Here is a 24,477-nt window from a genome sequence, read left to right on the forward strand (position 1 = left end):
CGGCTGATCACGCGTGATGCCCCTCCGGTACGGGCTACAGCGGCAGGCCGGCGTAGTTGTCCGCCAGCTCCCGCGCCGCCGGCTCCGACGTCACCGTCCGGCGGAGCTGGGAGAGCTGGAGCTGGGCGTCGAAGTCGTCACCGTGCCGGTGCAGCATCGACGTCATCCACCACGAGAAGTGCGTGCAGCGCCAGACCCGCCGCAACGCCGTCTCCGAGTACGCGTCGACAAGCGAGTCGTCGCCGCGGAACGACGCGGTCAAGGCGGTTGCCAGCAGCGCGACGTCCGCGACCGCCAGGTTCAGCCCCTTCGCCCCGGTCGGCGGCACGATGTGCGCGGCATCCCCGGCCAGGTAAAGGTTTCCGTGCCGCATCGGCGTCGAGACGAAGCTGCGCATCGGGAGCACGCTCTTCTCCGTGATCGGCCCCGTCTCCAGCGTCCAGCCCGCCACGCCCAGCCGCGCCGACAGCGCCGTCCAGATCCGGTCGTCGCTCCACTGCGCGATGTCCTCGTCCGGCGTCACCTGCAGGTAGAACCGGCTCACCCGCGGCGACCGCATGCTGTGCATGGCAAACCCGTCCGGGTGCCAGGCGTAGATCAGCTCGTCCGTCGACGGCGCGACGTCGGCCAGCACGCCGAGCCACGCGAACGGGTACGTGCGCTCCCACACCTGCGGGGACGGAACGGACGTCCGGCTGGGCCCGTGGAAGCCGTCGCAGCCGACGACGACATCGGCGTCGATCCGCTGCGCCCGGCCGTCCGCGTCCACAAAGGACACGGATGGCTGCTCCGTGACGTCGTGCAGGGTCACGTCCGAAACGGAGTAGAACGCCGGACGGCCGGCCTTCTCCCGCGCGGCCATCAGGTCCTTGGTCACCTCGGTCTGGCCGTAGACCGTCACCGACCGGCCGATGAGGTCGACGAAGTCCAGGTGGTGCCGGTTCTCCGGCCACTGCAGGTGGATCCCGCGGTGCTCCATGCCCTCCGCGTCGAGCCGGTCGCCGAGGCCGGTGTTCCGCAGCAGCTCGACCGTGCCCGCCTCGAGGATGCCCGCGCGGATGCGCGCCTGGACGTACTCCGCGGTCTGCCGTTCGAGCAGCACCGAGTCGATGCCCTCGAGGCCGAGCAGGTGGGACAGCAGCAGCCCGGCCGGGCCGGCGCCGACGATGGCGACCTGGGTGCGCACGCGGAACGTCCTTTCACTGGCTGGACTCCGAGGATGACCCCGGCAACACGCGCTGCACCAGGGCATTCTCATTCACTGAGAGAGATTCCCCATCGCCCGCGAGATGCCGCGCGCCGCGGCGCGCAGGGCCGGGATCTGCATCCGCGCGGTGCGGTTGTTGGGCACGATCACCGAAAGCGCCGCGACGACGTCGCCGTCCGGCCCCCGCAGCGGCACCGCGATGCCGGTCGTCTCCTCGTCGATGAACCCCGCGCAGTACGCGTAGCCGTCGCGCCGGACGTCGGCGAGGAACCGCCGCAGCCGCGCGGGCTCGGTCAACGTGGTCCGCCGGAACGCCGGGAGGGGCGCGGCCAGCACCTGTTCCTGCAGGTCGGCGGGCGCGTGCGCGAGCAGCACCAGCCCGGACGACGACGCGTGCAGCGGCAACCGCCCGGCCACACGCGTCACGTTCACGATCGCGCCGGGCGCCGAAAGCCGTTCGACGAACAGCACCTCGCGGTCCTCCAGCACCGCGAGCTGGGTGTGGTGCCCGACCACGGCGTGCAGGTCCTCCATGAACGGCAGCGCCGCTTCGCGCAGCCCGAGTGTCGGCGACGCGCGCGACGCCAGCTCCCACAACCGGACACCCACGCGGATCCGCCGGTCGGGGTCGCGCCGCAGCCAGCCGTGCCCGACCAGCTCGTCGATCAGCCGGGACGCGGTCGCGACGTGCAGGTCCGCGCGGCGCGCGATGTCGGTGACGCGCAGCGCGGGAGTGTCCGGCCCGAAGGACTCGAAGATGCGGACGACGCGCGAGAGCAGCGACTCGCCCCGCACCGGTTTTGCCATGTCAGGCAGTGTGCCCCACCTCGCGGCAGGGCACACCGCCCTGCGTCACGGCAGCGAGTTCAGGAACGGCTCGTGGCTGTTCTGGAACTCCCAGTTGTAGTACTTGTCCCAGTTGATCGACCAGGTCATCAGCCCGCGCAGCGCCGGCGACGTGCCGCCGCGCAGCGTGTACGAGCTACAGCCGCTGCCCTTGACCAGGCAGTTCACCGCCGTCTGGACGTCGGACGGCGACGTGTAGCCGTTGCCCGCGCTGACCGCCGCCGGCAGCCCGACCGCGATCTGGTCGGGTCGCAGCCCGGGGAAGAACTGGCCGGTGTTCGCCACGCTGAAGCCGGCCTTGAGCATGTCGGTCATCGCGATGTGGAACTCCGCGCCGCCCATGTTGTGGTACTGGTTGTCCAGCCCCATGACCGGGCCGGAGTTGTAGTCCTGGACGTGCAGCACGGTCAGCGAGTCGCGCAGCGCGTGGATCACCGGCAGGTACGCGCCGGTCCGCGCGTCACCGGCGCCCGAACCGCCGTAGAACTGGTAGCCGACCTGCACGAAGAACGTCTCCGGCGCCATCGTCAGCACGAATCCCGAGCCGTACTTGGCCTTGAGCGTCTTCACCGCGGAGATCAGGTTGACGATCACCGGCGTGGTCGGGTTGCGGAAGTCGGTGTCCCCGGCGTTGAGCGAGAGCGAGTGGCCCTCGAAGTCGATGTCGAGCCCGTTGAGGCCGTACTTGTCGATGATCGCCGAGACGGAGCTGACGAACTTGTCGCGTGCGGCGGTGGTGGTCAGCTGGACCTGGCCGTTCTGGCCGCCGATGGAGATCAGCACCTTCTTGCCCTGCGCCTGCTTCGCCTTGATCGCAGCGATGAAGTCCGCGTCGCTCTCGACGTTGGGGCACTCGGCGACCGGGCAGCGGTTGAAGCGGATGTCGCCGGAGGTGACGGACGTCGGCTCACCGAAGGCCAGGTCGATGATGTCCCAGGCCGCCGGGACGTCGGCCATCCGGACGTAACCGGAGCCGTTCGCGAAGCTCGCGTGCAGGTAGCCGATCAGGGAGTGCTTCGGCAGGCCGGTGTCGACGCAGCCGGTGGTGGTGGCGCTGGTCGTCGAAGTTTTGGGTGATTCACCGGCGCTGTTGTACGCGGCCACCGCGTAGCTGTGGGTTTCGCAGGCCTTCAGGCCGGAGATCGTGGCGCTGGTCCCGGTGACGGTCGCGACGACCGTGCTGCCTTCGTAGACCCGGTACCCGGTGACCGTCCCGGCGGCGGCGCCCCAGCTGAGGGCGATCGAATTCGACGAGACGGTGCCGACCTGCGGCGTGGCCGGAGCCCCGGGAGTGCCGGGGGTGCTGCCGCCGGGGCCGTCGAGGACGACGTCGTCGGCGTAGTAGGTGCCCGCGCCGTACCAGCCGTGCAGGTAGAGCTGGGCGGAGGTCTGGCTGCCGGTGGTGAAGGTGAGGGAGAGCTGGTTGTAGGCGCCCGAGTTGCCGGACCAGGTCGAGGCGCCGCCGGTGATGCCGAGGTAGACGGGGTTGCCGCGAACCCACGCGGAGACGGTGTAGGTGGTGTTCGGCTGCACGGACACGGTCTGCGCACACTGCGCGTAGTCGGCGCCGACGGGCGTGGCGGCCAGTGCGTAACCACCACCGTGCACGGGCGTGCTCACGGTGGTTGCGTTGGCACAGGTCCAGCCGGACAGCGAGCCGGCTTCGAAACCGGGGTTCGTGAGGAGGTTGGCGGCTTCGGCGGGCCCGGCCACCAGACCGGAAAGCGCCAGTGCGAAGGCGGCGAGGGCTACGGACAGTCTGGAACGCCTCATCGGGTCCTCCAGTCGGGGAGAGACCTATATTGTCTAGACCAATATGTAAAATGTCCAGACCAACTGACGGCGCTGGGCGCTCGGGGCGGCCGTCGGCGCGGATGCCGTGAACGAGTCAGCGAGAACGCTCGGCCAGGCGAACAGCCGCGCCCGATCATGCCAATGCCGCCACGACCAGAACTCCGCCGCCGGGCAGTGCCCGGCCACACGGAACCAGCCACCCCTCCACCCTCAGCAACCCGCCGACAGCCCGGCGCCGCGCTGGGCAACCCAAGCGCGGCCGCCCAGCCAAGCGGAACCACCCGCCCCGCCACCCTCAGCAACCCGGCGGCAGCACGCCGACCCGAGCGCGGCCGCCCGCCTGACCCGCCTCAGCAGCCCACCAGCAGCTTCGCCACCAGCCGCGTCCGCCCCGCGCGCGCCCGGTCGACCACCTGCACACTCTCCCAGCCCGGCGGCACCTGCTCGGCCAGCAGCTCCTCCCGCCACTTCCCCGCCCGCCGGACGTGCCGCGCGAACGACCGCGGCCGCACCAGCCGGCCTCTGCTCCGCTGGCCGGCCAGGGCCTGCTCCGCGGTCACGTCCAGGAACAGCAACCGCACCGAGCGGCCCGTCACCCGGCCGACCAGGGCCAGCAGCGCCCGGGTCGAAGCCCGCGTCGAGGGCTCGTGGACCACGATCGGGCCGTCGGCCGCCAGGGCGCGGGAGACGATGCGCAGCCGGTGCCACGTGTGGACCACCGGGCGGTAACACCGGTACGGCACCGCCGGGATCGCCGCCGCCAGGCGGGCGCGGACCTGGTCGGAGTCGAGCACCGGCAGGCCGGTCGCCGCATGGCGGAGCATGGTCGTCTTGCCCGCGCCGGGCAGGCCCGCGACCACGAGCATGTCGCGTGGCCCGAGTTCGATGACAGTGGGCTCGCTCATTCCCGCTCAACGCCCCGCCGAAGGTAATGGTTCCTTTACCCTGCGATCACAGAACGTGACTGCGTCCAGCGGACGTGGAGTGTGCACCACCCGGCCGGAACGCCGGTTCTCACCCGCCGTGCCGCCGGTCACCCACTCGCTTGAAAACCCATGCGCGACAAGGCATTCGACGGCGGAACCGCTTCGGGTGAAGATCGCCCGCACCCCTTCCCGGCGCCCGGAAAATCCCTATCTTCTGGAAGGGACGCTCGGCTAGAACAGGGGAAACTCATGACCCAGTCGCTGGAACTCCCGGTCCAGGAATTCTGTCTCGATTGGACGCTCACGGGCGACGAAGGGGGCCGGGTCGGGATCACGCTCTCCGGGCAGGTGTCCCTGCTCGACAACAACCGCTTCTACAAGGTCGACGGCGTCATCTACGTCACCGAGGGTGACGCCGACGTCCGCGCCGTCGGCAACCCGCGGCTCTCGGTGCGCCGCAACGGTGTCGAAAAGAGCGGGCGCCAGTGGGGCTGGGAGATGTGCTCGGCCCGCAAGAGCCTCGGCGCGCTCACCACGATGGAGGGCTACTTCGTCCGCACCGGCTACTGGGCGCCCGCCGACCGCGCGATCCAGCTGAGCCTCTGCGCCGAACACGGGTGGAGCCGGCGCAAGAGCTACAGCCCGCACGTCACCGTCCGGATGGTCGACTGACCAAAGTGGACGCCCGGCGGCGCGCCGCGGCGACGACGAGCCCGGCCGCGACCGCGCCGGCCACCGCGCACCCGGCGCCGAACCCCGGCGACGGCTCGTGCACCCGCAGCACCGACACGCACAGCCACACCGCGGCGCCGAACAGGATGCCGAGCACCGGCGCGCCGACCACCGCGCCCCGCCAGCGGTGGCCGTTGCGGATGGTCCGCAGCCCCGATTCGAGGTAGGCGAGGGCGAACAGCGCCAGGATCAGGCTGCCCGCCCCCATCGCGCTCGCCAGCGGGTGCTGGCTGGTGAGCAGCGTGAACGTCTGCGTGGCCGCCTCGGTCCGCACGGTCGCGGTCACCGCGCCGCCGACGATCCAGCGCGCGATTCCCGGCAACGTGAGCTGCGCGGTGAAGCCGTTGCCTTCGGGTTTTGCCTGCGCCTCGGCCGAGCCGAGCGGGATCCCGGCCGCCGCCAGGTCGACCGTGACCAGGCCCGGGTTGCCGGGTCCGGTCAGCACCAGCGGTTTGCTGAGATCAACCTCGACCGGCGCCGTCACCGGCGCCCCGCCCAGGTTCAGCGTGGGTGACGCCTCGTGCGGCAGCCGCTCGGGGGTGAGCAGGGCGAGCACCACCAGCACGATCGCGGCCGCCGCCGCGGCCAGCCGCAACCACAGCACGGCGGCCGCGCCTCCCCCGGACGCGGCCGGGTCGGGGTGCGGCCCCGATCCGGCCGGCGGGGACGTGGGCCCGCCGGTCGTGGCGGTCAGCGTCGGATCGGGGCCGGGCCGCCGCACCGGGCGGGTCCGGGCTTCGACGGGTGGCGACGGCGCCGTGGCCGAGTTGAGCCCGGCGATCACGCGGGGCGTCAGGTGCAGCACCGGCACGCCGGAACGTTCGAGCCACCCGGGGCCGTAGACGGCGGTGGCGGCCGCGGCCAGGTCGGCCGCGAAGGACTCGGCTTCGCGATACCGCGAATCGAGCTCACGCGCGAGGCTGCGCATGATCACCCCGGCGATCGGCATCGGCACCCCCGCGATCGGCCGCGGATCGGTGAACATGTGCTGGCGCATCATGCTGATCGCGCCGCGGGTGTTGTCGAACGGCAGCTGCCGCGACAGCAGCTCGTACAGCACGGTGCCGGCCGCGTAGACGTCGGCCGCCGGGCTCAGCGCGTTGCCCATCGCCTGCTCCGGCGCGATGTAGGCCGGGGTGCCGAGGATCTCGCCGCCGTGCGTGACGAGCGTGGCGCCCTCGCTGATGACACGCGCGATGCCGAAGTCGGCCACCTTCATCACACCCTGCGTGCTGAACAGCAGGTTCCGCGGCTTGACGTCGAGGTGCAGCACGCCGGCCCGGTGCGCCGCGTGCAGCCCGGCGAGCGTCGCCAGCCCGATCGCGCACGCCTGCTCACCGCTGACCCCGCCGCCGTGGAACCGGCTGTGCACGGTGCCGCCGTCGAGCCGTTCCATCACCAGCAGGTGCTCGCGGCCGGTGCGGACGTAGTCGTACACCGGCACGATGTGCGGGTGGTCCAGGCTGGCCAGCACGCGGGCCTCGCGGTCGAACAGCTCGCTGGTCGTGGTGTGGTTGAGCACGTCCCAGGGCAGCTGCTTGATCGCGACGCTGCGCCCCAGCGTCCGGTGCGTCCCGGCGAACACGACGCCCATGCCGCCTTCGCCGATCTCGGCCCCGATGTCGTACTGCGGCAGGGCGGCGACCAGCTCGGCCGGTGCGCTCATCGGGTGAATTCCTGCGTCGACGGGACCGGCAGCCGGACGGTGGCGCCGTCGCCGGCGGTCGGGGCGGCCGGCGGCGCCGGGTGCGGGGTCAGGTAGCCGAGCAGGAACGCGATCGCGGCGGCGCCGAGCACCACCGGGATCTCGATCGCCGGCTCCGGCGGGACGAGCCGCAGCACCGACAGGCTGATCACCGCGACCAGGCCGGTGCCGAACCCGGCGGGCAGGAACCGCAGGCCACGGCGCCAGCGGTTGGGCGCCAGGCGGTGCCGGGCCAGCGCCAGCAGCGAGGCCAGCCAGGCGAGGATCGTGAGCACGAGCATCGCCAGGCCGAAGACGCCGTAGACCGACCAGATGGACCCGCGGACGTCGGCGACCGTCGTCGCTTCGCCGAGTGTGGCGCGCTGGGCGTCCAGCAGCTCGACCGACGACGGCAGCAGCCCGGTCGCCTGCCCGGCCAGGTCACCGAGGTCGAGGACGAACGTCCGGGTGACGGTGCCGCGGGCCGGCACCTCGAACGGCGCCGTCGTGTCGTAGGCGAAGAAGGTGAGGGCGAGCGCGACGCCGGAGAGCCGCACGCTGCGGACCTTCACCGGCGCGGTGCCGGTGTTGGTGGCCATGACCTGCAGCTCGACCTGCTGGGTGGGGTCGATCGGGACCGTGGCGTCCGCGATCGGCCGCCGGTCGATCGACGCCTGCACACCGAGCGAGCCCGCCGGTGCCGAGCCGGACTGCGCCGACGCCGGTGGTGCGCCGAGCAGCACCACGCACAAACCCAACGCAACCCCCGCCGCGATGACACGTCCCATTGGGCATCCCCTACTTGCGTTATCCGACTGGTCCGGAATGCTACAGCGAGCACACACCGGGGAGGGACGTCCCAATGCGAATCGTGGTTCGGCTGTTTTTCGGCGCCGTGGCCGGAACGTTGCTTCTCCTGGCGTTCATGAGCACGGGTAATGCACAGGTTCCCCCGTCGGTTGGTTTGAAACCGTCGAGTGGTCCGGCGGGCAGTTCTTTCACGATTTCCTGGAATGGATTCCCGACCTGCCGCATCATCAATTTCTTCTGGGCGGGCTCCCCGCTCGGCTCGAAGGTGGCTCCGGCGGTCAGCGGCCAGTTCCCGACCGCCGTCCCCGCGGGCACCAAGCCGGGCTCGTACCCGGTCACCGCGACCTGCACGAGCCAGAAGCAGACCGCCAGCGGCACCTTCGTCGTCACCGGGACCACGACCACCACGCCCCGGCCGCCGGTGACCACCACCCCGGTCACGCCGCCGCCGGTCACCACCCGGCCCACGACGCCCGGCACCACCACGACCCCGCCGCCGACGACCACCACCACACCGCCGACCACCACGACCACCCCGCCGACGTCCACCACCCCGGCCACGCCGGGCACGCCCACGACCACCGGCACCGAGCCGAAGCCGGGTGAGCTGGTGCTCGACCGGCCGAGCATCCAGGCCGGCGACACACTGTCGGCCTCCGGCAAGGGCTGCGAGCCGAGCCGGATGGTGACGCTGACGTCCGACGGTGGCGAGGTCGGCTCCGCCTACACCGACAGCACCGGCGCGTTCACCGCGCCGGTCCAGTTCACCCGGATCGAAGCCGGCCGGCACACCGTCGTCGCCGAGTGCGGGGTGCGGCTGACCGGCGCGGTCGACCAGGTGGTGACCAGGTCGTCCGGCGGGCAGACCGGCACGCTGGTCATCCTCGTGTTCTTCGTGCTGGCCGCCGTCGCGGTGATCCGCTTCCCGTAACCGGGCCGGTTGACATGCAGCCGTTCGGCTGCCTATCGTGCATAGGCAGCCAGATGGCTGCATGTCCACTGGGAAGGCGCGATGGACGAGGTCTTCAAGGCGCTGGCCGATCCCAGCCGCCGTCAGCTGCTCGACGTGCTGAACGAGCGCAACGGCCAGACCCTGCGCGAGCTGTGCGCGGGGCTGGACATGGCCCGCCAGTCGGTGAGCAAGCACCTGGCCGTGCTCGAGGCGGCCGGGCTGGTCACGACGACCTGGCGGGGCCGGGAAAAGCTGCACCACCTCGACGCCGCGCCGATCAACGCCATCGCCGAGCGCTGGATGACCCGCTACGACCGCAGGCGGGCCGGCGCGCTGGCCGATCTGAAACGAGCACTGGAGTCCGCACCGATGAACGAATTCGTCTACACCACCTACATCAACACCACCCCGCAAAAACTCTGGCAAGCGCTTACCGACCCGGCTTTCACCCGCCAGTACTGGGGTGTCTCGTTCACCACCGACTGGAAGAAAGGCTCGCCGATGGTGTGGGCCGAAGGCGGCGCGGAAACGACCGACCCCGAACAGGTCGTCCTCGAATCGGACCCGTTCACCCGGCTCGCCTACACCTGGCACACCTTCACGCCGGAATGGGCGAAAAGCGTCGGCGTCGACGAGGAAACGCTGGCGAAGCTGCAGCGGGAAAACCGCTCGAAAGTCACGTTCACCCTGGAACCGAGCGGAGAAATGGTCAAGCTGACGGTGCTGCACGACGGCTTCGACACCGGCAGCACGGTCCGCGAGATGTGCAGCCAGGGCTGGCCCGCCTTGCTGTCCAGCCTGAAGACGCTGCTGGAGACCGGCGTCCCCCTTCCGTGAGCGTGACCAACCGGACCAACCATCCGAACCAGACAGAACTGACACAGAAAAACGTCTGAATTCTCCCCCTTTTGTGGGCGACCGGCTGAAGTCCGGGTGAATTCCCTCCTTTCGACGCCCTCCGGTGCGGTTTTCCGGGCGTTAGGCTCGCATAATCCGTGATCGGTGATGGTCCGATCGAGTGACGGGAGAGTCTGCGTGCCGGGGTCAGTGCGTGCCCGCTGGATCGTGGCGGCCGTGGTCGTGGCCGCCGCGGCGGGAGCCGTCGTGGCGTTCTGGCCGGACAGCGCCGACGCGCCGGATCCGGAGATCGCGGTCTCGCGCTCGGCGTGCGGCACCGGCTGGTCGGACCCGAAGCCCGGCCCGCAGACGTTCCGCCTGCACAACACCGGATCGGTGACGGCCGAGGTCGACCTGATCGACCCGGCGACCGGGGTGATCTACGGCGAGGTCGAGGGCCTCGGCGCGGCGACCACCCGGCCGCTGCAGGTCAACCTCGGCAACGGCAGTTACGCGTTCCGCTGCCTGCCCGACGACGCGGGCGCGATCGTCGGGCCGGCCGTGCGGATCAGCGGTGGCACCGAGCGGACCGGGCCGGGTGTCGCGCCGGTGACGCACAACGACCTGCTCGGCCCGCTCAAGGCCTACCAGCAGCACGTCATGACCGGGCTCGGCGAGCTCGTCGCGAACACGGGCGCACTGAAGAACGCCGTCCACGGCGGTGACCGCGCGGCGAGCGAGGCCGCCTGGCTGACCGCGCACCTGGCCTACGAGCGGCTCGGCGCCGCGTACGACGCGTTCGGCGACTCCGACGGCGCACTCAACGGCACCGACGACGGCCTGCCCGGCGGCCCGTCCGACGCGGGCTTCACCGGGTTCCACCGCCTGGAGCAGGGGCTCTGGCACAACGAGGACACCGGCGCGCTCGCCGGCGTCGCCGACCAGCTGGATTCCGATGCCCGCGCGCTGCAGGCGTCCTTCGGCACCAGCCAGGTCGACGGGAACGACCTCGGGCTGCGCGCGCACGAGATCATGGAGAACACGCTGCAGTTCGAACTCACCGGCCGCACCGACTACGGCAGCGGCACCAACCTGGCCACCGCCCGCGCCAACCTGGACGGCACACGCGCGGTGCTCGACGTCCTCCGCCCGCTGCTCACGCCGCGTTATCCCGACCTGTCCAAAGTGGACACCTGGCTGACGCGCACGCAGTCCACCCTGGACGCCGCGCACCGGCCCGACGGCAGCTGGACACCGCTGGCGCAACTACCGCAGCAGCAACGGCAAAAGCTCAACGCCGACGTGAGCGAGCTGACCGAGCTGCTGGCCCCGATCGCCGCGATCGCCGAGCCGAGGAGGGTTTCGTGACGGACCAGCCTCGCTGTCCCGTGCCACACCCGCCCGCGGGCCTGCCGCGCCGCTCCTTCCTGCGCCGGGCCGCGATGGGCGCCGGCCTGACCGTGGCCGCCGGGGCCGGGCTCGGGGCGTCCTCGGCGATCACCGGCAGCACGTCGCCGGTTCCCTTCCACGGCCGGAACCAGGCCGCCATCCTGCGGGTGCCGCCGACCCAGACGATCGTCGCGTCGTTCGACGTCGTCGCCGGCTCCAAGGCCGAGCTGACCGACCTCTTCCGCGCGATCACCGACCGGGCCCGGTTCCTCACCGCCGGTGGGGCGCCCGCCGCGCTGGGCATCAGCGCGCCGCCCGCCGACTCGGGTGTGCTGGGGCCGGTCGTGCCGGGCGGCGACCTGGGCGTGCTCCTCGGTGTCGGCTCGTCCCTGTTCGACGACCGGTACGGCCTGGCGAAGCTCAAGCCCGCCAAGCTGAAGCCGATGACGACGTTCCCGAACGACGCGCTCGACCCCGCGCAGTGCCACGGCGACCTCAGCCTGGTCCTGTCGGCGAACGCCACCGACACGGTGCTGCACGCCTTGCGCGACATCGCCCGCGCGACCCGCGGCGGCATGCAGCTGCGCTGGAAGCTGGCCGGGTTCAGCTCGCCGCCGCGGCCGGCCGGCACCCCGCGGAACCTGATGGGCTTCAAGGACGGCACAGCCAACCCCGATGAGTCCGAACTGGACCGTCTGGTGTGGACGAACGGCGGCGGTGAGCCCGCGTGGACCGCGGGCGGCAGCTACCAGGTCGTCCGGCTGATCCGGATGCTGGTCGAGTTCTGGGACCGGGTTTCGCTGTCCGAGCAGGAGAACATGTTCGGCCGCCGCCGCGACACCGGCGCCCCGCTCGACGGCACCGAGGAGACCGACGTCCCCCGCTACGCCGACGACCCCGTCGGCACGGTGATCCCGCTGACCAGCCACATCCGGAAAGCCAACCCACGCACACCGGACACCGACGCCAGCCGGATCCTGCGCCGGGCGGTGAACTACGACCGCGGTGTCGACAGCAACGGCAACCTCGACATGGGCCTGATCTTCGTCTGCTACCAGCAGGACCTGGAGCGCCAGTTCGAAGCGGTCCAGACCCGGCTGGCCGACGAACCCCTGACCGACTACATCTCCCCGTTCGGCGGCGGCTACTTCTTCGCGCTGCCGGGCGTCACCGGGCCGGACGACCACTTCGGCCGCTCTTTGCTCGCCTGACCGGCGAACCCACCACGAAAGGAATCCACTGTGGACACGAGAATCCGCCGCCGGCGACGCGGCCTGCTCGGCGCCGGGGCCCTCGCCTCGGTCGCCGCGCTGGCCGTCGTCACCGGTTCCGCGGCGAGCACCGCGGAAGCCCAGCCGCTGAACCTGTTCCCCGCGCACTGGATCCCGACCTCGACGCCGATCAAGCACGTCGTGGTCATCTTCGGCGAGAACATCTCGTTCGACCACTACTTCGGCACCTACCCGGACGCGGCGAACACGGACGGCACCCCGTTCCAGGCCGCGCACAACACCCCGAAGGTCAACGGCCTGGACCACAAGCTGCTGACGGACAACCCGAACGCGTACGACCCGAAGCGGCTCACGCACGAGCAGGCGCTGACCTGCGACCAGAACCACAACTACGGCGCCGAGCAGGCCGCCTTCAACGGCGGCAAGATGGACAAGTTCGTCGAGAAGACCGAGACGGACAAGTGCACCGGCCAGCCGGTGCTGTTCGGCGAGCCCGGCCTGGTGATGGACTACTACGACGGCAACACCGTCACCGGCATGTGGAACTACGCGCAGCACTACGCGCTGAACGACAACTCGTTCAACACGGTGTTCGGCCCGTCCAGCCCGGGCGCGATCGACCTGATCTCGGGCAACACCCACGGCGTCCAGGCGGTCGACCCGGTGACGCACGAGCCGGTCAGCGACGCCTACACCGTGCAGTCGCCGGACGCGAACGGCATCGGCACGATGATCAACGACCCGGACCCGGCCTGGGACGACTGCTCGGACAAGAACCACACGAGCAAGGACAACCTGGCCACGATGCACGGCCGCAACATCGGTGACCTGCTGAACCAGCGGCACGTGACCTGGGGCTGGTTCCAGGGCGGCTTCCGGCCCACCGGCGAAGCGAACGGCTACGCGGTCTGCGGCCAGACGCACACGAACGTGGGCGGCAACGCGGCGGTGGACTACAGCCCGCACCACGAGCCGTTCCAGTACTACCGGTCGACGGCGAACCCGAAGCACGTCGCGCCGTCGTCGGTGCAGGCGATCGGCCAGACCGACCGCGCCAACCACCAGTACGACACCTCGGACTTCGACGACGCGCTGCGCGCCGGCTCGATGCCCGCGGTGAGCTTCCTGAAGGCCCCGGAGTACCAGGACGGCCACGCGGGCTACTCCGACCCGCTGGACGAGCAGCAGTTCGTGGTCGGCGAGATCAACAAGATCCAGCAGTCGCCGGAGTGGCGGTCGACGGCGATCGTGCTGGCCTACGACGACTCCGACGGCTGGTACGACCACGTTTCGTCGAAGGTCGTCAACGGTTCGCACGACGCCGCGCAGGACCAGGCGGTGTGCACCGGGAAGCCGACCACCCAAGGCGGCTACGCGGACCGTTGTGGTTACGGCCCGCGCCTGCCGCTGCTGGTGATTTCGCCGTACAGCAAGGTGAACCACGTCGACCACACGCTGACGGACCAGACCTCGGTGCTGAAGTTCATCGAGGACAACTGGTTCGCCGGCCGGATCGGCGACTCGTCGTTCGACGCCCGGGCGAACTCGCTGTCGGGCATGTTCGACTTCTGGTGGCCGCGGGCCGCGAAGCTGCCGCTCGACCCGAAGACCGGCGCGGTGACGCACCACTGAGCCCGGCCGGGCGGGTCCGGCACGGGCCGGACCCGCCCGGAGTCAGCCGTGCCGGGTGGGCCGGTAGACGAGCTCCTGGATACGGCCGTCGAACGTGTGGCTCTCGAGCAGCTCGAGGTCGAAGTCGGCGGCGCCGCCGAAGACCGGGCCCGCTCCGGTGTTCCCGGTGATCACCGGGAACACCGTCACCTGCACGCGGTCGACGAGGCCGGCGGCCAGCAGCGCCCAGTTCAGCGTCAGGCTGCCGTGCGAGCGCAGCGGCACTCCGGACTCCTTCTTGAGCCGGGCGACGATGTCGACGGGGTCGCCGCTCACGACGGTCGCGTCCGGCCAGTGGAGCGGCTCGCGCAGCGTGCTCGACACCACCGTGGCCGGCAGGTTCCGCATCCGGGCGACCCACGGGTCCCGGGCCTCGGCGTCTTCGACGTCCGGCCCCAGCATCTCGATGTTTTCCCGGAACGTGGTGGCGCCGAAGACCATCCGCTGCTCGTCGCGGTAGGTCGCGAGGCGGTGCTCGAGGAACTCCGGGCCCTGCTTGCCCCAGTAGCCACCCCAGTCGCCGGTGTGGGAGCCGAAGCCGTCGAGGCTGCAGAAGACGTCGAAGGTGTAGGCCGCGGTCATGGTGTCCTCCTCGGATCGGGGTCTCTCACCTCGACCACGAACGGGCTCGCCGCCGTCCGACACCCACCGCAAAAAAGTTTCCGGCTCAGGGCCGGACGGGGTCCAGGTCCCAGGCCAGGGTCACGACCGTCCCCTCGGCACCCGAGAAGATGTCGGCCCGGTCCGCACTCGCCCGGACCAGCATCAACCCGCGCCCGCGCAGCGAAACCGGCCGCGGGTCCGGCACCGGTGTGCGCCACTGGCCGTGGTCGGTGATCACCACCTCGATCCGGTCGTCGAGCACCGACGCGTCCAGGTCGACCAACCCCGGCCCGGCCCCGTCGTACGCGTGGTCCGCCACGTTCGCGAGCGCCTCGTAGCTCGCCAGGACGATGTCCCCGGCCCGCGCCGGGTCGACACCGGCCGCCAGCACCCAGGCCATCAGCTCGTGCCGCAGCCGCCGCAGCTGCTCGGGAGTGGCCTGCACACCACGGCCACGGAACGGGCCCACGGGCTCGGGCATCGGGCCTCGCCTTTCTCCGGGGGCCGTCACCGGGCGAGCGCTTCGTCGACCGTCGGGTGGATGCCGATCCACGTGTCGAGCCCGGTGGTCTTCAGCGGCCCCGACGTCACCGGCGAGTCGCTCACCACCCGCAGCGCGCGGTCGGCCAACTTGCGGTGCGCCGCGGCGAGCACCTGCAGGCCCGCCGAGCAGAAGAACGTCACCGCGTGCAGGTCGACCACCAGTATCTCCGGCTCGTCGGCCAGCACCACGCCGACGACGTCTTCGAACTCCGGGGCGCTGAGCAGGTCGATCTCCCCCGCCACGCACAGCACCGCGGCCCGGCCCCGCCAGTCGAGCGTGACCGTCAGCTCGGTGGCGGGAAGATCCCGTGATGAAGAGGTCACGGCCCCTTATCGTGCCCCAATCACCGCCGCCGCGCCAACGCCGGCCGCTACCGGTGCGGGAGCTTGACGACGGTGACCCAGAAGTCGTCGATCTTCCGGATCACCTCGACGAACTTCTCGAAGTCGACCGGCTTGGCGACGTAAGCGTTGGCGTGCAGGTCGTAGCTGCGCAGGATGTCCTCCTCCGCCTCCGACGTGGTCAGCACGACCACCGGGATCGTGCGCAGCTCCGGGTTCTGCTTGATCTCGCCGAGCAGCTCGCGGCCGTCCTTGCGGGGCAGGTTGAGGTCGAGCAGGATCAGCCCCGGCCGCGGCGCCGCCTTGAAACGCCCTTCGCGGTTGAGGAACTCGAGCGCCTCGACGCCGTCGCTCGCGACGTGCAGGGCGTTGCGGATCTTGTGGTGCTCGAACGCTTCCTGCGTCATCAGCACGTCGCCGGGGTCGTCCTCGACCAGCAGGATGTCGATCGGGTCAGCTGCCTGCGTCATGCGTCCCCACAGTGTTCTCGGTCGCCGGGAGGGTGAAGCGGAACGTCGTGCGCTCGGCCTCGGTGTCGAGCCAGATCCGGCCGCCGTGGTGCTCGACGATCCGGCGGCACATCGCCAGGCCGATGCCGGTGCCCGGGTACGCGTTGCGCGTGTGCAGCCGCTGGAACAGCGCGAAGACCCGTTCGGCGTATTCCGCCTCGATGCCGATCCCGTTGTCCGACACCGAAAACATCCAGTCGTCGCCGTCGCGCTCGGCGGCGACCTGCACCTCGGGCGGCGTCTCGCCCTTGAACTTCAGCGAGTTGCCGATCAGGTTCTGGAACACGGCCGTCATCAGCGCCGGCTCGACCCGCACCTCGGGCAGCTCGCCGTGGTCGACCTTGCCGGCGCTCAGCGAGAGCGCCACGTCCAGGTTCGCGACCGCGTCGTCGACCAGCCGGCCCGCCTCGACCACGACGTGGTCACCCGGCTTGCGCCCGACCCGCGAGAACGCCAGGAGATCGTTGATCAGGACCTGCATCCGCTTCGCGCCGTCGACGGCGTACTCGATGTACTGCTCGCCGCGCTCGTCGAGCAGACCCTGGTAGCGCTTCTGCAGCAGCTGGCAGAAGCTCGCCACCTTCCGCAGCGGCTCCTGCAGGTCGTGCGACGCGACGTAGGCGAACTGCTCCAGGTCGGCGTTCGACCGCTCCAGCTCGCGCGTCCGGCGGTCCAGCATCGCGTGCGCCCGCTCGAGCTCGGCGACCTCGTCGAGGATGCGCTGCCGCATGGCCTCGACGTCGGCGCCGAGCTGGGCGATCTCCTGCGGCCCGCTCCCGTGCACCGGGCGGTGGACGTCCTGGTCGGCGACCTGGCGGACCTCGCCGGCCAGCTGCAGGATCGGCCGGGTGATGACCCGGCGCAGGCCGAGGAACAGCACCAGGAACAGCAGCACGACCAGCACGGCGACGGCCACGAGCATCGCGGTCAGGAAGCTCCCCGCGGCGTCCAGGTCGGCACGCCCGGCGTCGCGGATCGCGCCGAGGTGGGCGAGCTGGGTGTCGAGCGCCGAGCGCACCGAGTCGAACAGGGTCCGGGCGCGCTGGACCTGCGCCTGGGTCACCGGGGCCGCGCCGGGCGCGATCGTGGGCGCCGCCGCGGCCTGCCACGTGGTGGCCGCCCGCTGGACGGCCTCGAGGTCGTCGCCGATCTGGGTGCCCGGCACGGCGCCGAGCTCCCGCAGCTGCGCGACGGCGGTGGCCTGGGCGCGGACGCCGTCGGTGTACGGGGTGAGGAAGGCCGGCTGCCGGCCGAGCTGGTAACCGCGGACACCGGTTTCCTGGTTCAGCAGCGCGGTGGACAGCTGGATCGCGGCGAGCCGCTGCGGCCCGATGACGTCCAGGAGGCGGTTGCGGGCGTCGGTGAGGTTGCTGAGCGCGATCCCGCCGCCCGCCAGCGCGGCGAGCAGCAGCGCCACCTGGGCGACGGTGAACAGGGTCAGCCAGCGGCGGATGGGCCAGCCGCGTGCGTCGGCGCTCATCGGCCGCCTTCCGGGTCGTGGCAGAGCAGCGCGAGGGCGACGTCGTCGTCGAGCGGGCCGGAGTTGAGCCGTTCGGCGCGGGCGATCAGCTCGTCGAGCAGGGCCGTGCCCTCGAGCCCGGTCTCGTGCTTGATCTCCAGCACGATGGCCGCCATCCGCTCGTGGCCCAGCCGCTCGGACCCGGCGCCGACCCGGCCCTCGAACACGCCGTCGGTGTACAGCAGCAGGGACCACCCCAGGTCCAGCGGCACGTCCAGGGCCTCCCACTTCGTCCCTTCGACCACGCCGAGCGGGACGCCGAGGCGTTCGCCGGAGAGCAGGTGCCCGTCCCCCGGGGTGAGCAGCAGCGGCGGCAGGTGCCCGGCGAGTGACAGGCGCAGGGATCTGCGGTCCGGCGCGATGACGACCATGCACACGGTCGCGAACAGCGGCTCGATCCGCTCGTGCACCAGGACCCGCTCGACCATGCTCAGCACGTCGGCCATCGGCAGGCCGGCCATCACCAGCGAGCGCCACGCGATCCGCAGCGCGACACCCAGCGCGGCCTCGTCCGGGCCGTGGCCGCAGACGTCGCCGATCATCATGTGGACGGTGCCGTCGGCGAGCTCGACCGCGTCGTAGAAGTCGCCGCCGAGCAGGGAGCCGTTGCGGCCCGGCCGGTAGCGGGACGCCAGGTCGAGGTGCGGGTCGCGCAGCAGCGGGACGGGCAGCAGGCCGCGCTCGAGCCGCGCGTTCTCGCGGGCGAGCAGCTGCTGCTGCAGGAACTGCTGCTCGACCTGCTCGGCGCGCTTGCGTTCGCGGGCGAAGCGCAGGGCCTTGACCAGCAGCGGGCCGTCCACCTGGTCCTTGACGAGGTAGTCCTGCGCGCCGGCGGCGACCGCGGCGACGCCGGTCGCCTGGTCGTGCTGCCCGGTCAGGACGACCACCGCGACCCCGGGGGCGTGCTGGCCGAGCCGGGTCAGCCCGCCGAGGCCGACGGCGTCGGGCAGCTGCAGGTCGAGCACGACGCAGTCGGCGGTGAGCGGGCCGGCCAGCGCGGCGCCCAGCGTTTCGACACGTTCGAGCGAGAAGGGCACGGACGTGTCCGCCAGCATCTCCTCCACCAGCAGCGCGTCGCCGTCGTCGTCCTCGATCAGCAGCACGCGCAGGCGGGTACCGGGGTCCCACGTTGAGTCGTGCGCGGCGGTCACCGGCGTCTCCCCGTTCGGCTGCCTTGGCCAGCACATTCCTGACGATCACCCTAGCGGCACCGGCGGCGGCCGCCTACGCCCGTGGAACCGGTCCCACGAGGTAGCGATTTATAGCACCCGGCCGGACACCGGGTGGGTAACGGTTCGGCTCGTGACCGTGCCGCGACCGGCCGCACCGGTCCTACGCTCCGGCCATGTCCCGGACCCCGGCGCCGCGCGCCGCCCTCGCCTGGTGGGGCGCGACGGCCTGCTGGTTCCTCGGTTCGGTGCTCAGCCGCCTGCTGGGGCAGCCGACCGAGCTGGAGGCCGCCGTCCCGGTCCCGGTCGCGCTGCTCGCGTACGTGCTGGTCACGGCGCTGTGGGCAACACTGGTTTACGCCGTCCACCGCGGGGTGACGGCGGCACACGTGACGCTGGCGGTCGTCGGCGCGCTCGGCGTCGTGGACCTCGTGCTGCAGCTGGCCGGGGACGTCGTCGAGAGCGACTTCCTGCACGGCGCGTTCTTCCTGGCCGCGCTGGTCCTCTCGGTCGTGGGTTACGTCCTGCTGCTCAAGCGCCGCTGAGCCGTCCACTGTGGATGGTGTGAGAGCCCGGCAGGCCCTGGTAGAAGACGCGGTGCGCCTCGGCGGCCGCCGGCCAGGTGTAGCGCCGGGCCAGCGCCCGGCCCGGCTCCGGGTCCGTACCCGCCATCGCGGCGCGCAGCTCGTGTGCGAAGCCGGGCGCGTCAGCGGCGAAGCGGGCAACTCCGCCGAAGACCTCACGCAGCACCGGCAGGTCGCGAGTCACCACCGGGACCCCGGCCGCGAGGGCCTCCATCGCGGCCAGCCCGAAACCCTCCTTGGTCGACGGGAAGGCGAACACCGCCGCGGCCGCCATCAGCGACGGCAGCTCGTCGTGCGCGACCGGGCCCAGCACCTCCGGTTCGACACCCAGCTCGGCGGCGCGTTTCTCCCAGCGGGTGCGGTAGTCGCGGTAGTCGAAGAGGGTCTCGCCGCCCGCGATGACCAGGCGGACGTCCGGCTCGGCCAGCAGCGCGTACGCCTCCAGCAGGTCCAGCGAGCCCTTGCGCGGCTCGATCCCGCCCACCGCCAGCACATAACGTCCTCGGCCGGTATCCGGGCGAGCGCTCGCGAAGCGGTCGTAGTCGACGCCGTTGGGGATGACCGTCGCCTCGATGCCCCAGCCGTCCCGGACCTCCGCCGCGACCGAGGCGGACACGCAGAGGTGCGCGTACGGCCGGACGATCGCACGTTCGTGGCAGGCGGCCAGCTCCGGCGTGGTGAAGGTGTCCAGGTGGTGGATGGTCCGGACACAGCGGTCGACGGCGTTCGCGCTGATGCAGTCCTGCGCGTGCACGACGTCGTACGCGTCCGGGGTGAACGCCGCACGCAACACGGCGATCGACCGCAGGATCCGCTCGCCGACACTCTCGCCGGGGACGTCCGGGAAGGGGACGATCGCCAGCCGCACCCGTGGGTCGACCGGCCGGAAGAACCCCGCGTCGCCGCCGCGGCCGAGCGTCCAGACCGTGACGTCCTCGCCGAGCGCCGCGAGGGCTTCGGCCAGCGCGAGCGTGTGCACCACCCCGCCGCGGGGCTTGGTCGAGTAGCTCAGCAGGGCGATGCGCATCAGGCCTCCCGGTACACCGACGGTTTCCGTTCCCCCAGGTGGTGCAGCACCCGGCGGGCGTTCGCGAGTTCCTGCTCGACGTCCAGCTCGGCGACCGCGATGCCCGCCTTGGACCAGGTCCGCGCGAGGATCTCGCCGCCCGGCCCGACAACCTTGGCCTGGCCGAGGAACCGCATGCCGCCCATCGCGCCGGTCTGGTTGGACGACACGAGCACCACCTGGTTCTCCGCGGCCCGCGCCTGGTCGTAGAGGTCGAACAGGCGCGACTGGCGGTCCTGGGCCATCCGCGGCGCGCGGTTGGTGATGCTGGTCGGCCACGCGCTCAGGCAGGCGACGATGTCCGCGCCGTCGACCGCCAAGGATCGGGCCGACTCGGGGAACGTCTTGTCGTAGTCGATCAGCATGCCCAGCCGTCCGACCGGCGTGTCGAACGCGGCGAAGGCGTCACCCGGTTCGTAGGCGATGCTCTCCCCCGGCGGCTGGTGGACCTTGCGGTGCCGGCCGAGCACACCGTCACCGGTGACGCAGACCGCGGAGTTGTAGCGGCGCGGCCCGTCGGCTTCGCAGTAGCCGACGCAGACGACCATCTCCGCGGCCAGCGACCGGACGGTCTTCAGCTCCGGGCCGTCGGGGTCGAGGGCCGGCGGGAGCGCTTCCGGGTCCGGATGGCGCAGGTCGGCGAGGTAACCGCCGAGCGCCGCGTCCGGCAGCACCAGCAACGCCGCGCCCGACGAGCGTGCGTGGTCGATCAGCGTCGCGATGCGCTGCAGGTCGAAGTCGAGGTCGCGGCCGAAGTGCGCGGCGACGGCGGCGAGCCGGATCTGCCCCATTCACGGGACACTAACCGGGTAGGCGTCCGGTCGTCTGTCCGCCAGGTGCCCCATCGACCGCCGCGCCGTGGCCAGCGCCGCCTGGACGTCGAACTCGGCGATCGCCATGCCTTCCGCGACCCCGGTGTCGGCGACGATCTCACCGCCGGGGTCGACGATCTTCGCGCCGGCGACGAACCGCAGGTCGCCGAAGGTGCCCGACTGGTTGGCCGAGAGCCAGACGATCTGGTTCTCCAGCGCGCGGGCCCGGTCGAAGAGGTCGAACCGGCGTTTCCAGCGGTCCTCGGCGAGGTCGGCGGCCGGGTTGGTCCGGCTGCCGGGCCAGGCTGACATGCAGACGACGACCTCGGCGCCGTCGAGCGCGAGGGCCCGCGCGGATTCGGGGAAAGCCTTGTCGTAACAGATCATCATGCCGAGGCGCCCGACCGGCGTGTCGAACGCGGCGAACCCGCGGCCGGCGCCGTAACTGGCGTTTTCGGCCAGCGGCTGGTGGACCTTGCGGTGGTTGCCGAGGACACCGTCACCGGTGACGCAGACCGCGGAGTTGTACCGGCGGCCGCCGGCGATTTCGCAGTACCCCGCCGTGACGACGAGGTCTCCCGCCAGCGCGGCCAGCCGCTTCAGCTCGGGCCCGTCGAGCGCCAGCGCGGGCGGGCCTTCGGCGTCACCGTCGAGGTTGGCGAGGTAGCCGCCGAGGCAGGCTTCCGGCAGCGCCAGCAGCCGCACGCCCTCGGCCTTCGCCTCGCCGATCAGCTTCTCGATGCGCGCGAAGTCGCCTTCGAGGTCGCGGTCGAACGGCGCGGCAACCGCGGCCATCCTGAGTGTGGTCATGAGTTCCCCAATCCGGTGACGCCGCCGTCGATGGCGGGCGTCGTTTCGCCGTCGGGCCAGCGCAGCGTGACGCCGGTGCCCGCGACCAGTTCGCCGCAGTCCGCGGTGACCGCCGGCCCCGCGGGCGCGGGCCTGCCGGCCGTGAGCATCGCGAAGCCGGGGAAGCAGGTCAGCCAGTCCCCTGTGGACGCTCCGCGCGGCCGCGGCACCTTCTCGACATCCAGTACCGCGCCGCAGCCGGACGCCTCGGCGAGCATGCCGAGGGTGCCCGCGATCCCGGCCATCGAGACGTCCTTGGCCGCGTTCGGCCGGGCTTTCGCGACCGAGCCGAGCAGTTCACGCAGCTCGGGTGTGCGGCGGAAGCTCGTCGAGTCCCACTGCCGTCCGGTGTAACCCGGCCGCCAGTCGCCGCTGACGTCGGCCGTGAGCCAGACGCGCTCACCGGGCTTGCCGCCGCCACCGGGCACCGGGTCTTCGGTGCGCCCCAAGGCCGTCACCGACAGGGATGCCGGGACGCCGAACTGGGTGTGCCCGCCGAGCACCGGCACGCCGTACGCCTCACTCGCCTTCCGCAGTCCACTGAGGACACGGGCCGCGAACGACGCATCACGCGCACCCAGCGCGTCGAGCAACCCGGTGGGAGTGGCGCCCATCGCGGCGAGGTCGTTGAGGTTGACCAGCACCGAGCACCAGCCCGCCCATTCCGGGTCGCGCTCGACCATCGACGGGATGATCGCGTCGCAGGCCGCAACGACGTCGGTGCCGGGCAGCGGAACGCCGTCGTCGCCGACAAAGCCTGGTACCCCGGTCATTCCGCGCAGCAGCGGGCCGAGCGCGGCCTTGGTCGAGCGGGCCAGCGCCGCGATCCGGCCGATCGGCCGGCGCATCAGCACGTGGTCGTGCCCGGCGACGGTCACCGGTCGCACGCGTTGCCAGCCGAGCCGGGTGAACAGCCGCTCGGTGCGCGTCTGAACGGTCGCCTCGAACCGCAGCGCGCCCTCGGCTTCGGCTCGCGCGCAGGCCGCGCGGACCAGGGCCGAGCCGATCCCGGGCGGTGACCCGGGCGCGACGACCAACCGTCCGCCCTTCCACCACCCGAGGTCCGGACCGTCGGTGGCCGGGCCGAGCCGGACACCGCCTCGTACTTCGCCTGACGCGTCCCGGGCGACCAGGACGAGGGTGCGGGGATCGGTGTCGTGGTCGTCGAGGTCGTGTCCGGCGAAGAGTCCTTGCCTTGCCACGAAGGCTTCGTGCCGCAACGCGCGGTACGCCGTCAGTCCACTGTGGTCGGCTTCGCCGATGCTGAAGGCCGGGCGCGCCGCGACACTGCGGACGTCACCCAGCAACACGAGGATGTCGTGGTCCATCAGCCACCCGCCGCGCTGAGCAGACCGCAGGCGCCACACGCGGCACAACCCGCACCCTGGTCGGCGCCGGTCATCCCGGCGGCCCGCAGCAGAGCGGCGATCCGGGCGGTGACGTCGGCGACCAAGGCGGGCGAAGGCGCAGTTGCGCCGTCCCGCCGGGCCAGCGTGCCGACCATCGGCCGCATCGGCACGGCGAACGGGTAGACGCCCATGTCGATCAGCCGCCCGGCCCCCTCCACCAGGGAGTCCGGGTCCTCGCCGAGCCCGATCAGCAGGTACGTCGAGACGCGGTTGCGGCCGAACACCCGGACCGCTTCCGCCCACGCGGCTTCGTACTCCGCCATCGGCACGGTGGATTTGCCCGGCATCCAGCGTCGCCGGATGTCGTCGTCCAGGGACTCGACGTGGATGCCGATCGACGTCGCCCCGGCGTCCCGCAGGTCCTGGAGGACACCGAGCTCGCCCGGCGGCTCGATCTGCACCTGGATCGGCAGGCCCGGCACGGCGTCGAGCACCGCCCGGACGCAGCGCACGAGGTGCCGGGCGCCGCGGTCGGGCCCGGAGGTCGTGCCGGTGGTCATCACCATCTGCCGGACGCCGTCGAGCCGGACCGCCGCTTCGGCGACCTCCGCGAGCTGCTGCGGGGTCTTTGCAGCCACCGTGGACCCCGCCCGCAGCGACTCCTCGATGGTGCAGAACCGGCAGCGCTGGTCCTCGGTGTACCGGATGCACGTCTGCACGACCGTTGTCGCGAGGACGTCTTTGCCGTGCAGCAGCGCGATCTTCCGGTACGGCACACCGTCCGTCGTGGACAGTTCGTAGAACCGCGGCCGGTCGACCGGGGCGACGCTCAGGCCCAGGTCGATCGTCTCGCGGAAGATGCGCCCGTCCCGGACCACGTACGGGCTCGAGGGGTTCAGCGGCAGCGTGGCGTTGGCACCGTCGACCACCAGGTGGCCGTCGTCGCTCGGCCCGGCGCCCTTGCTGCGTTGTACGGGTGCGTCCACCCGCACCCCGCGGACGGCGATGTCGGCGCGGATGTCCAGATCTTCTTCGATGCCAACGCGCACGGA

Annotated in this window: 24 protein-coding genes; 7 read left to right on the forward strand and 17 right to left on the reverse strand. The window is 71.6% G+C overall.

The window, feature by feature from the left end; all coding sequences use genetic code 11:
• Nucleotides 1–34: 34 nt before the first annotated feature.
• From ACIA5G_RS20960 to ACIA5G_RS20975, 4 genes are all read right to left on the reverse strand, one after another.
• On the reverse strand, nucleotides 35–1,186 hold the full coding sequence (locus tag ACIA5G_RS20960; protein WP_395925544.1) for a 4-hydroxybenzoate 3-monooxygenase: 1,152 nt from the start codon (nucleotides 1,184–1,186) through the stop codon (nucleotides 35–37).
• A 72-nt stretch (nucleotides 1,187–1,258) separates the two neighbouring features.
• The gene (locus tag ACIA5G_RS20965; RefSeq protein WP_395925546.1) at nucleotides 1,259–2,014 is read right to left on the reverse strand and encodes an IclR family transcriptional regulator; all 756 of its coding nucleotides are present in this window, start codon (nucleotides 2,012–2,014) and stop codon (nucleotides 1,259–1,261) included.
• Nucleotides 2,015–2,059: 45 nt separating this feature from the next.
• The gene (locus tag ACIA5G_RS20970) at nucleotides 2,060–3,826 is read right to left on the reverse strand and encodes a chitinase (RefSeq protein WP_395925548.1); all 1,767 of its coding nucleotides are present in this window, start codon (nucleotides 3,824–3,826) and stop codon (nucleotides 2,060–2,062) included.
• Between the two features lie 371 nt (nucleotides 3,827–4,197).
• Nucleotides 4,198–4,752, reverse strand: a complete 555-nt coding sequence (locus ACIA5G_RS20975; RefSeq protein ID WP_395925550.1) for an AAA family ATPase — start codon at nucleotides 4,750–4,752, stop codon at nucleotides 4,198–4,200.
• Nucleotides 4,753–5,022: 270 nt separating this feature from the next.
• Here ACIA5G_RS20975 and ACIA5G_RS20980 point away from each other — a divergent pair, with 270 nt between their 5' ends.
• Entirely contained in the window at nucleotides 5,023–5,445 is a 423-nt protein-coding gene (locus tag ACIA5G_RS20980) for a hypothetical protein (protein WP_395925552.1), read from the forward strand.
• Here the strand turns inward: ACIA5G_RS20980 and ACIA5G_RS20985 are convergent.
• Nucleotides 5,423–7,171, reverse strand: coding sequence for a serine/threonine-protein kinase (locus ACIA5G_RS20985; protein WP_395925554.1), 1,749 nt, complete (start codon nucleotides 7,169–7,171; stop codon nucleotides 5,423–5,425). The genes ACIA5G_RS20980 and ACIA5G_RS20985 overlap by 23 nt on opposite strands.
• The gene (locus tag ACIA5G_RS20990; RefSeq protein WP_395925556.1) at nucleotides 7,168–7,977 is read right to left on the reverse strand and encodes a hypothetical protein; all 810 of its coding nucleotides are present in this window, start codon (nucleotides 7,975–7,977) and stop codon (nucleotides 7,168–7,170) included. Before ACIA5G_RS20990 ends, ACIA5G_RS20985 begins: the two co-directional genes overlap by 4 nt.
• A 287-nt stretch (nucleotides 7,978–8,264) precedes the next feature.
• Between ACIA5G_RS20990 and ACIA5G_RS20995 the strand changes: the two genes are divergently transcribed.
• The 5 genes from ACIA5G_RS20995 to ACIA5G_RS21015 all read left to right on the forward strand — a co-directional run bounded on the left by ACIA5G_RS20995 (nucleotide 8,265) and on the right by ACIA5G_RS21015 (nucleotide 14,041).
• Nucleotides 8,265–8,930, forward strand: a complete 666-nt coding sequence (locus tag ACIA5G_RS20995; protein ID WP_395925558.1) for a hypothetical protein — start codon at nucleotides 8,265–8,267, stop codon at nucleotides 8,928–8,930.
• 81 nt (nucleotides 8,931–9,011) lie between these two features.
• The gene (locus tag ACIA5G_RS21000; protein WP_395925560.1) at nucleotides 9,012–9,788 is read left to right on the forward strand and encodes an ArsR/SmtB family transcription factor; all 777 of its coding nucleotides are present in this window, start codon (nucleotides 9,012–9,014) and stop codon (nucleotides 9,786–9,788) included.
• 210 nt (nucleotides 9,789–9,998) lie between these two features.
• Entirely contained in the window at nucleotides 9,999–11,156 is a 1,158-nt protein-coding gene (locus ACIA5G_RS21005; RefSeq protein ID WP_395926482.1) for an EfeM/EfeO family lipoprotein, read from the forward strand.
• Nucleotides 11,157–11,230: 74 nt separating this feature from the next.
• A complete protein-coding gene (locus tag ACIA5G_RS21010; protein ID WP_395926484.1) occupies nucleotides 11,231–12,388 on the forward strand; it encodes a Dyp-type peroxidase in 1,158 nt (385 codons plus the stop codon).
• Between the two features lie 30 nt (nucleotides 12,389–12,418).
• Complete coding sequence (locus tag ACIA5G_RS21015) at nucleotides 12,419–14,041, forward strand: phospholipase C (RefSeq protein ID WP_395925563.1); 1,623 nt, start codon at nucleotides 12,419–12,421, stop codon at nucleotides 14,039–14,041.
• A gap of 42 nt (nucleotides 14,042–14,083) precedes the next feature.
• On the opposite strand, the gene ACIA5G_RS21020 is transcribed toward ACIA5G_RS21015, so the two are convergent.
• The 6 genes from ACIA5G_RS21020 to ACIA5G_RS21045 form a co-directional block, all read right to left on the reverse strand.
• Entirely contained in the window at nucleotides 14,084–14,662 is a 579-nt protein-coding gene (locus ACIA5G_RS21020; protein ID WP_395925565.1) for a dihydrofolate reductase family protein, read from the reverse strand.
• 85 nt (nucleotides 14,663–14,747) lie between these two features.
• Nucleotides 14,748–15,164: an ATP-binding protein gene (locus ACIA5G_RS21025; protein WP_395925567.1), complete on the reverse strand. Its 417-nt coding sequence runs from the start codon at nucleotides 15,162–15,164 to the stop codon at nucleotides 14,748–14,750.
• A 26-nt stretch (nucleotides 15,165–15,190) separates the two neighbouring features.
• The gene (locus ACIA5G_RS21030) at nucleotides 15,191–15,550 is read right to left on the reverse strand and encodes an STAS domain-containing protein (RefSeq protein WP_395925569.1); all 360 of its coding nucleotides are present in this window, start codon (nucleotides 15,548–15,550) and stop codon (nucleotides 15,191–15,193) included.
• Between the two features lie 47 nt (nucleotides 15,551–15,597).
• The gene (locus tag ACIA5G_RS21035; protein WP_395925571.1) at nucleotides 15,598–16,038 is read right to left on the reverse strand and encodes a response regulator; all 441 of its coding nucleotides are present in this window, start codon (nucleotides 16,036–16,038) and stop codon (nucleotides 15,598–15,600) included.
• Nucleotides 16,022–17,557, reverse strand: coding sequence for an ATP-binding protein (locus ACIA5G_RS21040; RefSeq protein ID WP_395925573.1), 1,536 nt, complete (start codon nucleotides 17,555–17,557; stop codon nucleotides 16,022–16,024). The genes ACIA5G_RS21035 and ACIA5G_RS21040 overlap by 17 nt, the downstream gene beginning before the upstream one ends.
• A complete protein-coding gene (locus ACIA5G_RS21045) occupies nucleotides 17,554–18,747 on the reverse strand; it encodes a PP2C family protein-serine/threonine phosphatase (protein WP_395925575.1) in 1,194 nt (397 codons plus the stop codon). The genes ACIA5G_RS21040 and ACIA5G_RS21045 overlap by 4 nt, the downstream gene beginning before the upstream one ends.
• A gap of 194 nt (nucleotides 18,748–18,941) precedes the next feature.
• On the opposite strand from ACIA5G_RS21045, the gene ACIA5G_RS21050 reads away from it, so the two are divergent.
• Nucleotides 18,942–19,310 (forward strand): hypothetical protein, encoded by a 369-nt coding sequence (locus tag ACIA5G_RS21050; protein ID WP_395925577.1) that lies wholly within the window; start codon nucleotides 18,942–18,944, stop codon nucleotides 19,308–19,310.
• Here the strand turns inward: ACIA5G_RS21050 and ACIA5G_RS21055 are convergent.
• From ACIA5G_RS21055 to ACIA5G_RS21075, 5 genes are read right to left on the reverse strand one after another with little or no spacing between them, the layout of a single operon-like run.
• A complete protein-coding gene (locus ACIA5G_RS21055) occupies nucleotides 19,297–20,376 on the reverse strand; it encodes an MSMEG_0565 family glycosyltransferase (RefSeq protein ID WP_395925579.1) in 1,080 nt (359 codons plus the stop codon). The two genes, ACIA5G_RS21050 and ACIA5G_RS21055, sit on opposite strands and share 14 nt — an antisense overlap.
• On the reverse strand, nucleotides 20,376–21,206 hold the full coding sequence (locus ACIA5G_RS21060) for a carbon-nitrogen hydrolase family protein (protein ID WP_395925581.1): 831 nt from the start codon (nucleotides 21,204–21,206) through the stop codon (nucleotides 20,376–20,378). Before ACIA5G_RS21060 ends, ACIA5G_RS21055 begins: the two co-directional genes overlap by 1 nt.
• Nucleotides 21,207–22,037, reverse strand: coding sequence for a carbon-nitrogen hydrolase family protein (locus ACIA5G_RS21065; RefSeq protein WP_395925583.1), 831 nt, complete (start codon nucleotides 22,035–22,037; stop codon nucleotides 21,207–21,209).
• Nucleotides 22,034–23,404 (reverse strand): MSMEG_0567/sll0787 family protein, encoded by a 1,371-nt coding sequence (locus ACIA5G_RS21070; protein ID WP_395925585.1) that lies wholly within the window; start codon nucleotides 23,402–23,404, stop codon nucleotides 22,034–22,036. Before ACIA5G_RS21070 ends, ACIA5G_RS21065 begins: the two co-directional genes overlap by 4 nt.
• On the reverse strand, nucleotides 23,404–24,474 hold the full coding sequence (locus ACIA5G_RS21075; RefSeq protein ID WP_395925587.1) for an MSMEG_0568 family radical SAM protein: 1,071 nt from the start codon (nucleotides 24,472–24,474) through the stop codon (nucleotides 23,404–23,406). Before ACIA5G_RS21075 ends, ACIA5G_RS21070 begins: the two co-directional genes overlap by 1 nt.
• Nucleotides 24,475–24,477 lie beyond the last annotated feature (3 nt).

The sequence above is a fragment of the Amycolatopsis sp. NPDC051758 genome (assembly GCF_044453095.1).
Lineage (GTDB): Bacteria > Actinomycetota > Actinomycetes > Mycobacteriales > Pseudonocardiaceae > Amycolatopsis.

Bases quoted from the DNA above. Each gene is read 5' to 3' on its own strand.
- ACIA5G_RS20965 (WP_395925546.1), bottom strand. From the start codon at position 2,014: ATGGCAAAACCGGTGCGGGGCGAGTCGCTGCTCTCGCGCGTCGTCCGC.
- ACIA5G_RS20970 (WP_395925548.1), bottom strand. From the start codon at position 3,826: ATGAGGCGTTCCAGACTGTCCGTAGCCCTCGCCGCCTTCGCACTGGCG.
- ACIA5G_RS20975 (WP_395925550.1), bottom strand. From the start codon at position 4,752: ATGAGCGAGCCCACTGTCATCGAACTCGGGCCACGCGACATGCTCGTG.
- ACIA5G_RS20980 (WP_395925552.1), top strand. From the start codon at position 5,023: ATGACCCAGTCGCTGGAACTCCCGGTCCAGGAATTCTGTCTCGATTGG.
- ACIA5G_RS20985 (WP_395925554.1), bottom strand. From the start codon at position 7,171: ATGAGCGCACCGGCCGAGCTGGTCGCCGCCCTGCCGCAGTACGACATC.
- ACIA5G_RS20990 (WP_395925556.1), bottom strand. From the start codon at position 7,977: ATGGGACGTGTCATCGCGGCGGGGGTTGCGTTGGGTTTGTGCGTGGTG.
- ACIA5G_RS21000 (WP_395925560.1), top strand. From the start codon at position 9,012: ATGGACGAGGTCTTCAAGGCGCTGGCCGATCCCAGCCGCCGTCAGCTG.
- ACIA5G_RS21010 (WP_395926484.1), top strand. From the start codon at position 11,231: ATGGGCGCCGGCCTGACCGTGGCCGCCGGGGCCGGGCTCGGGGCGTCC.
- ACIA5G_RS21020 (WP_395925565.1), bottom strand. From the start codon at position 14,662: ATGACCGCGGCCTACACCTTCGACGTCTTCTGCAGCCTCGACGGCTTC.
- ACIA5G_RS21025 (WP_395925567.1), bottom strand. From the start codon at position 15,164: ATGCCCGAGCCCGTGGGCCCGTTCCGTGGCCGTGGTGTGCAGGCCACT.
- ACIA5G_RS21035 (WP_395925571.1), bottom strand. From the start codon at position 16,038: ATGACGCAGGCAGCTGACCCGATCGACATCCTGCTGGTCGAGGACGAC.
- ACIA5G_RS21040 (WP_395925573.1), bottom strand. From the start codon at position 17,557: ATGAGCGCCGACGCACGCGGCTGGCCCATCCGCCGCTGGCTGACCCTG.
- ACIA5G_RS21050 (WP_395925577.1), top strand. From the start codon at position 18,942: ATGTCCCGGACCCCGGCGCCGCGCGCCGCCCTCGCCTGGTGGGGCGCG.
- ACIA5G_RS21055 (WP_395925579.1), bottom strand. From the start codon at position 20,376: ATGCGCATCGCCCTGCTGAGCTACTCGACCAAGCCCCGCGGCGGGGTG.
- ACIA5G_RS21060 (WP_395925581.1), bottom strand. From the start codon at position 21,206: ATGGGGCAGATCCGGCTCGCCGCCGTCGCCGCGCACTTCGGCCGCGAC.
- ACIA5G_RS21065 (WP_395925583.1), bottom strand. From the start codon at position 22,037: ATGACCACACTCAGGATGGCCGCGGTTGCCGCGCCGTTCGACCGCGAC.
- ACIA5G_RS21070 (WP_395925585.1), bottom strand. From the start codon at position 23,404: ATGGACCACGACATCCTCGTGTTGCTGGGTGACGTCCGCAGTGTCGCG.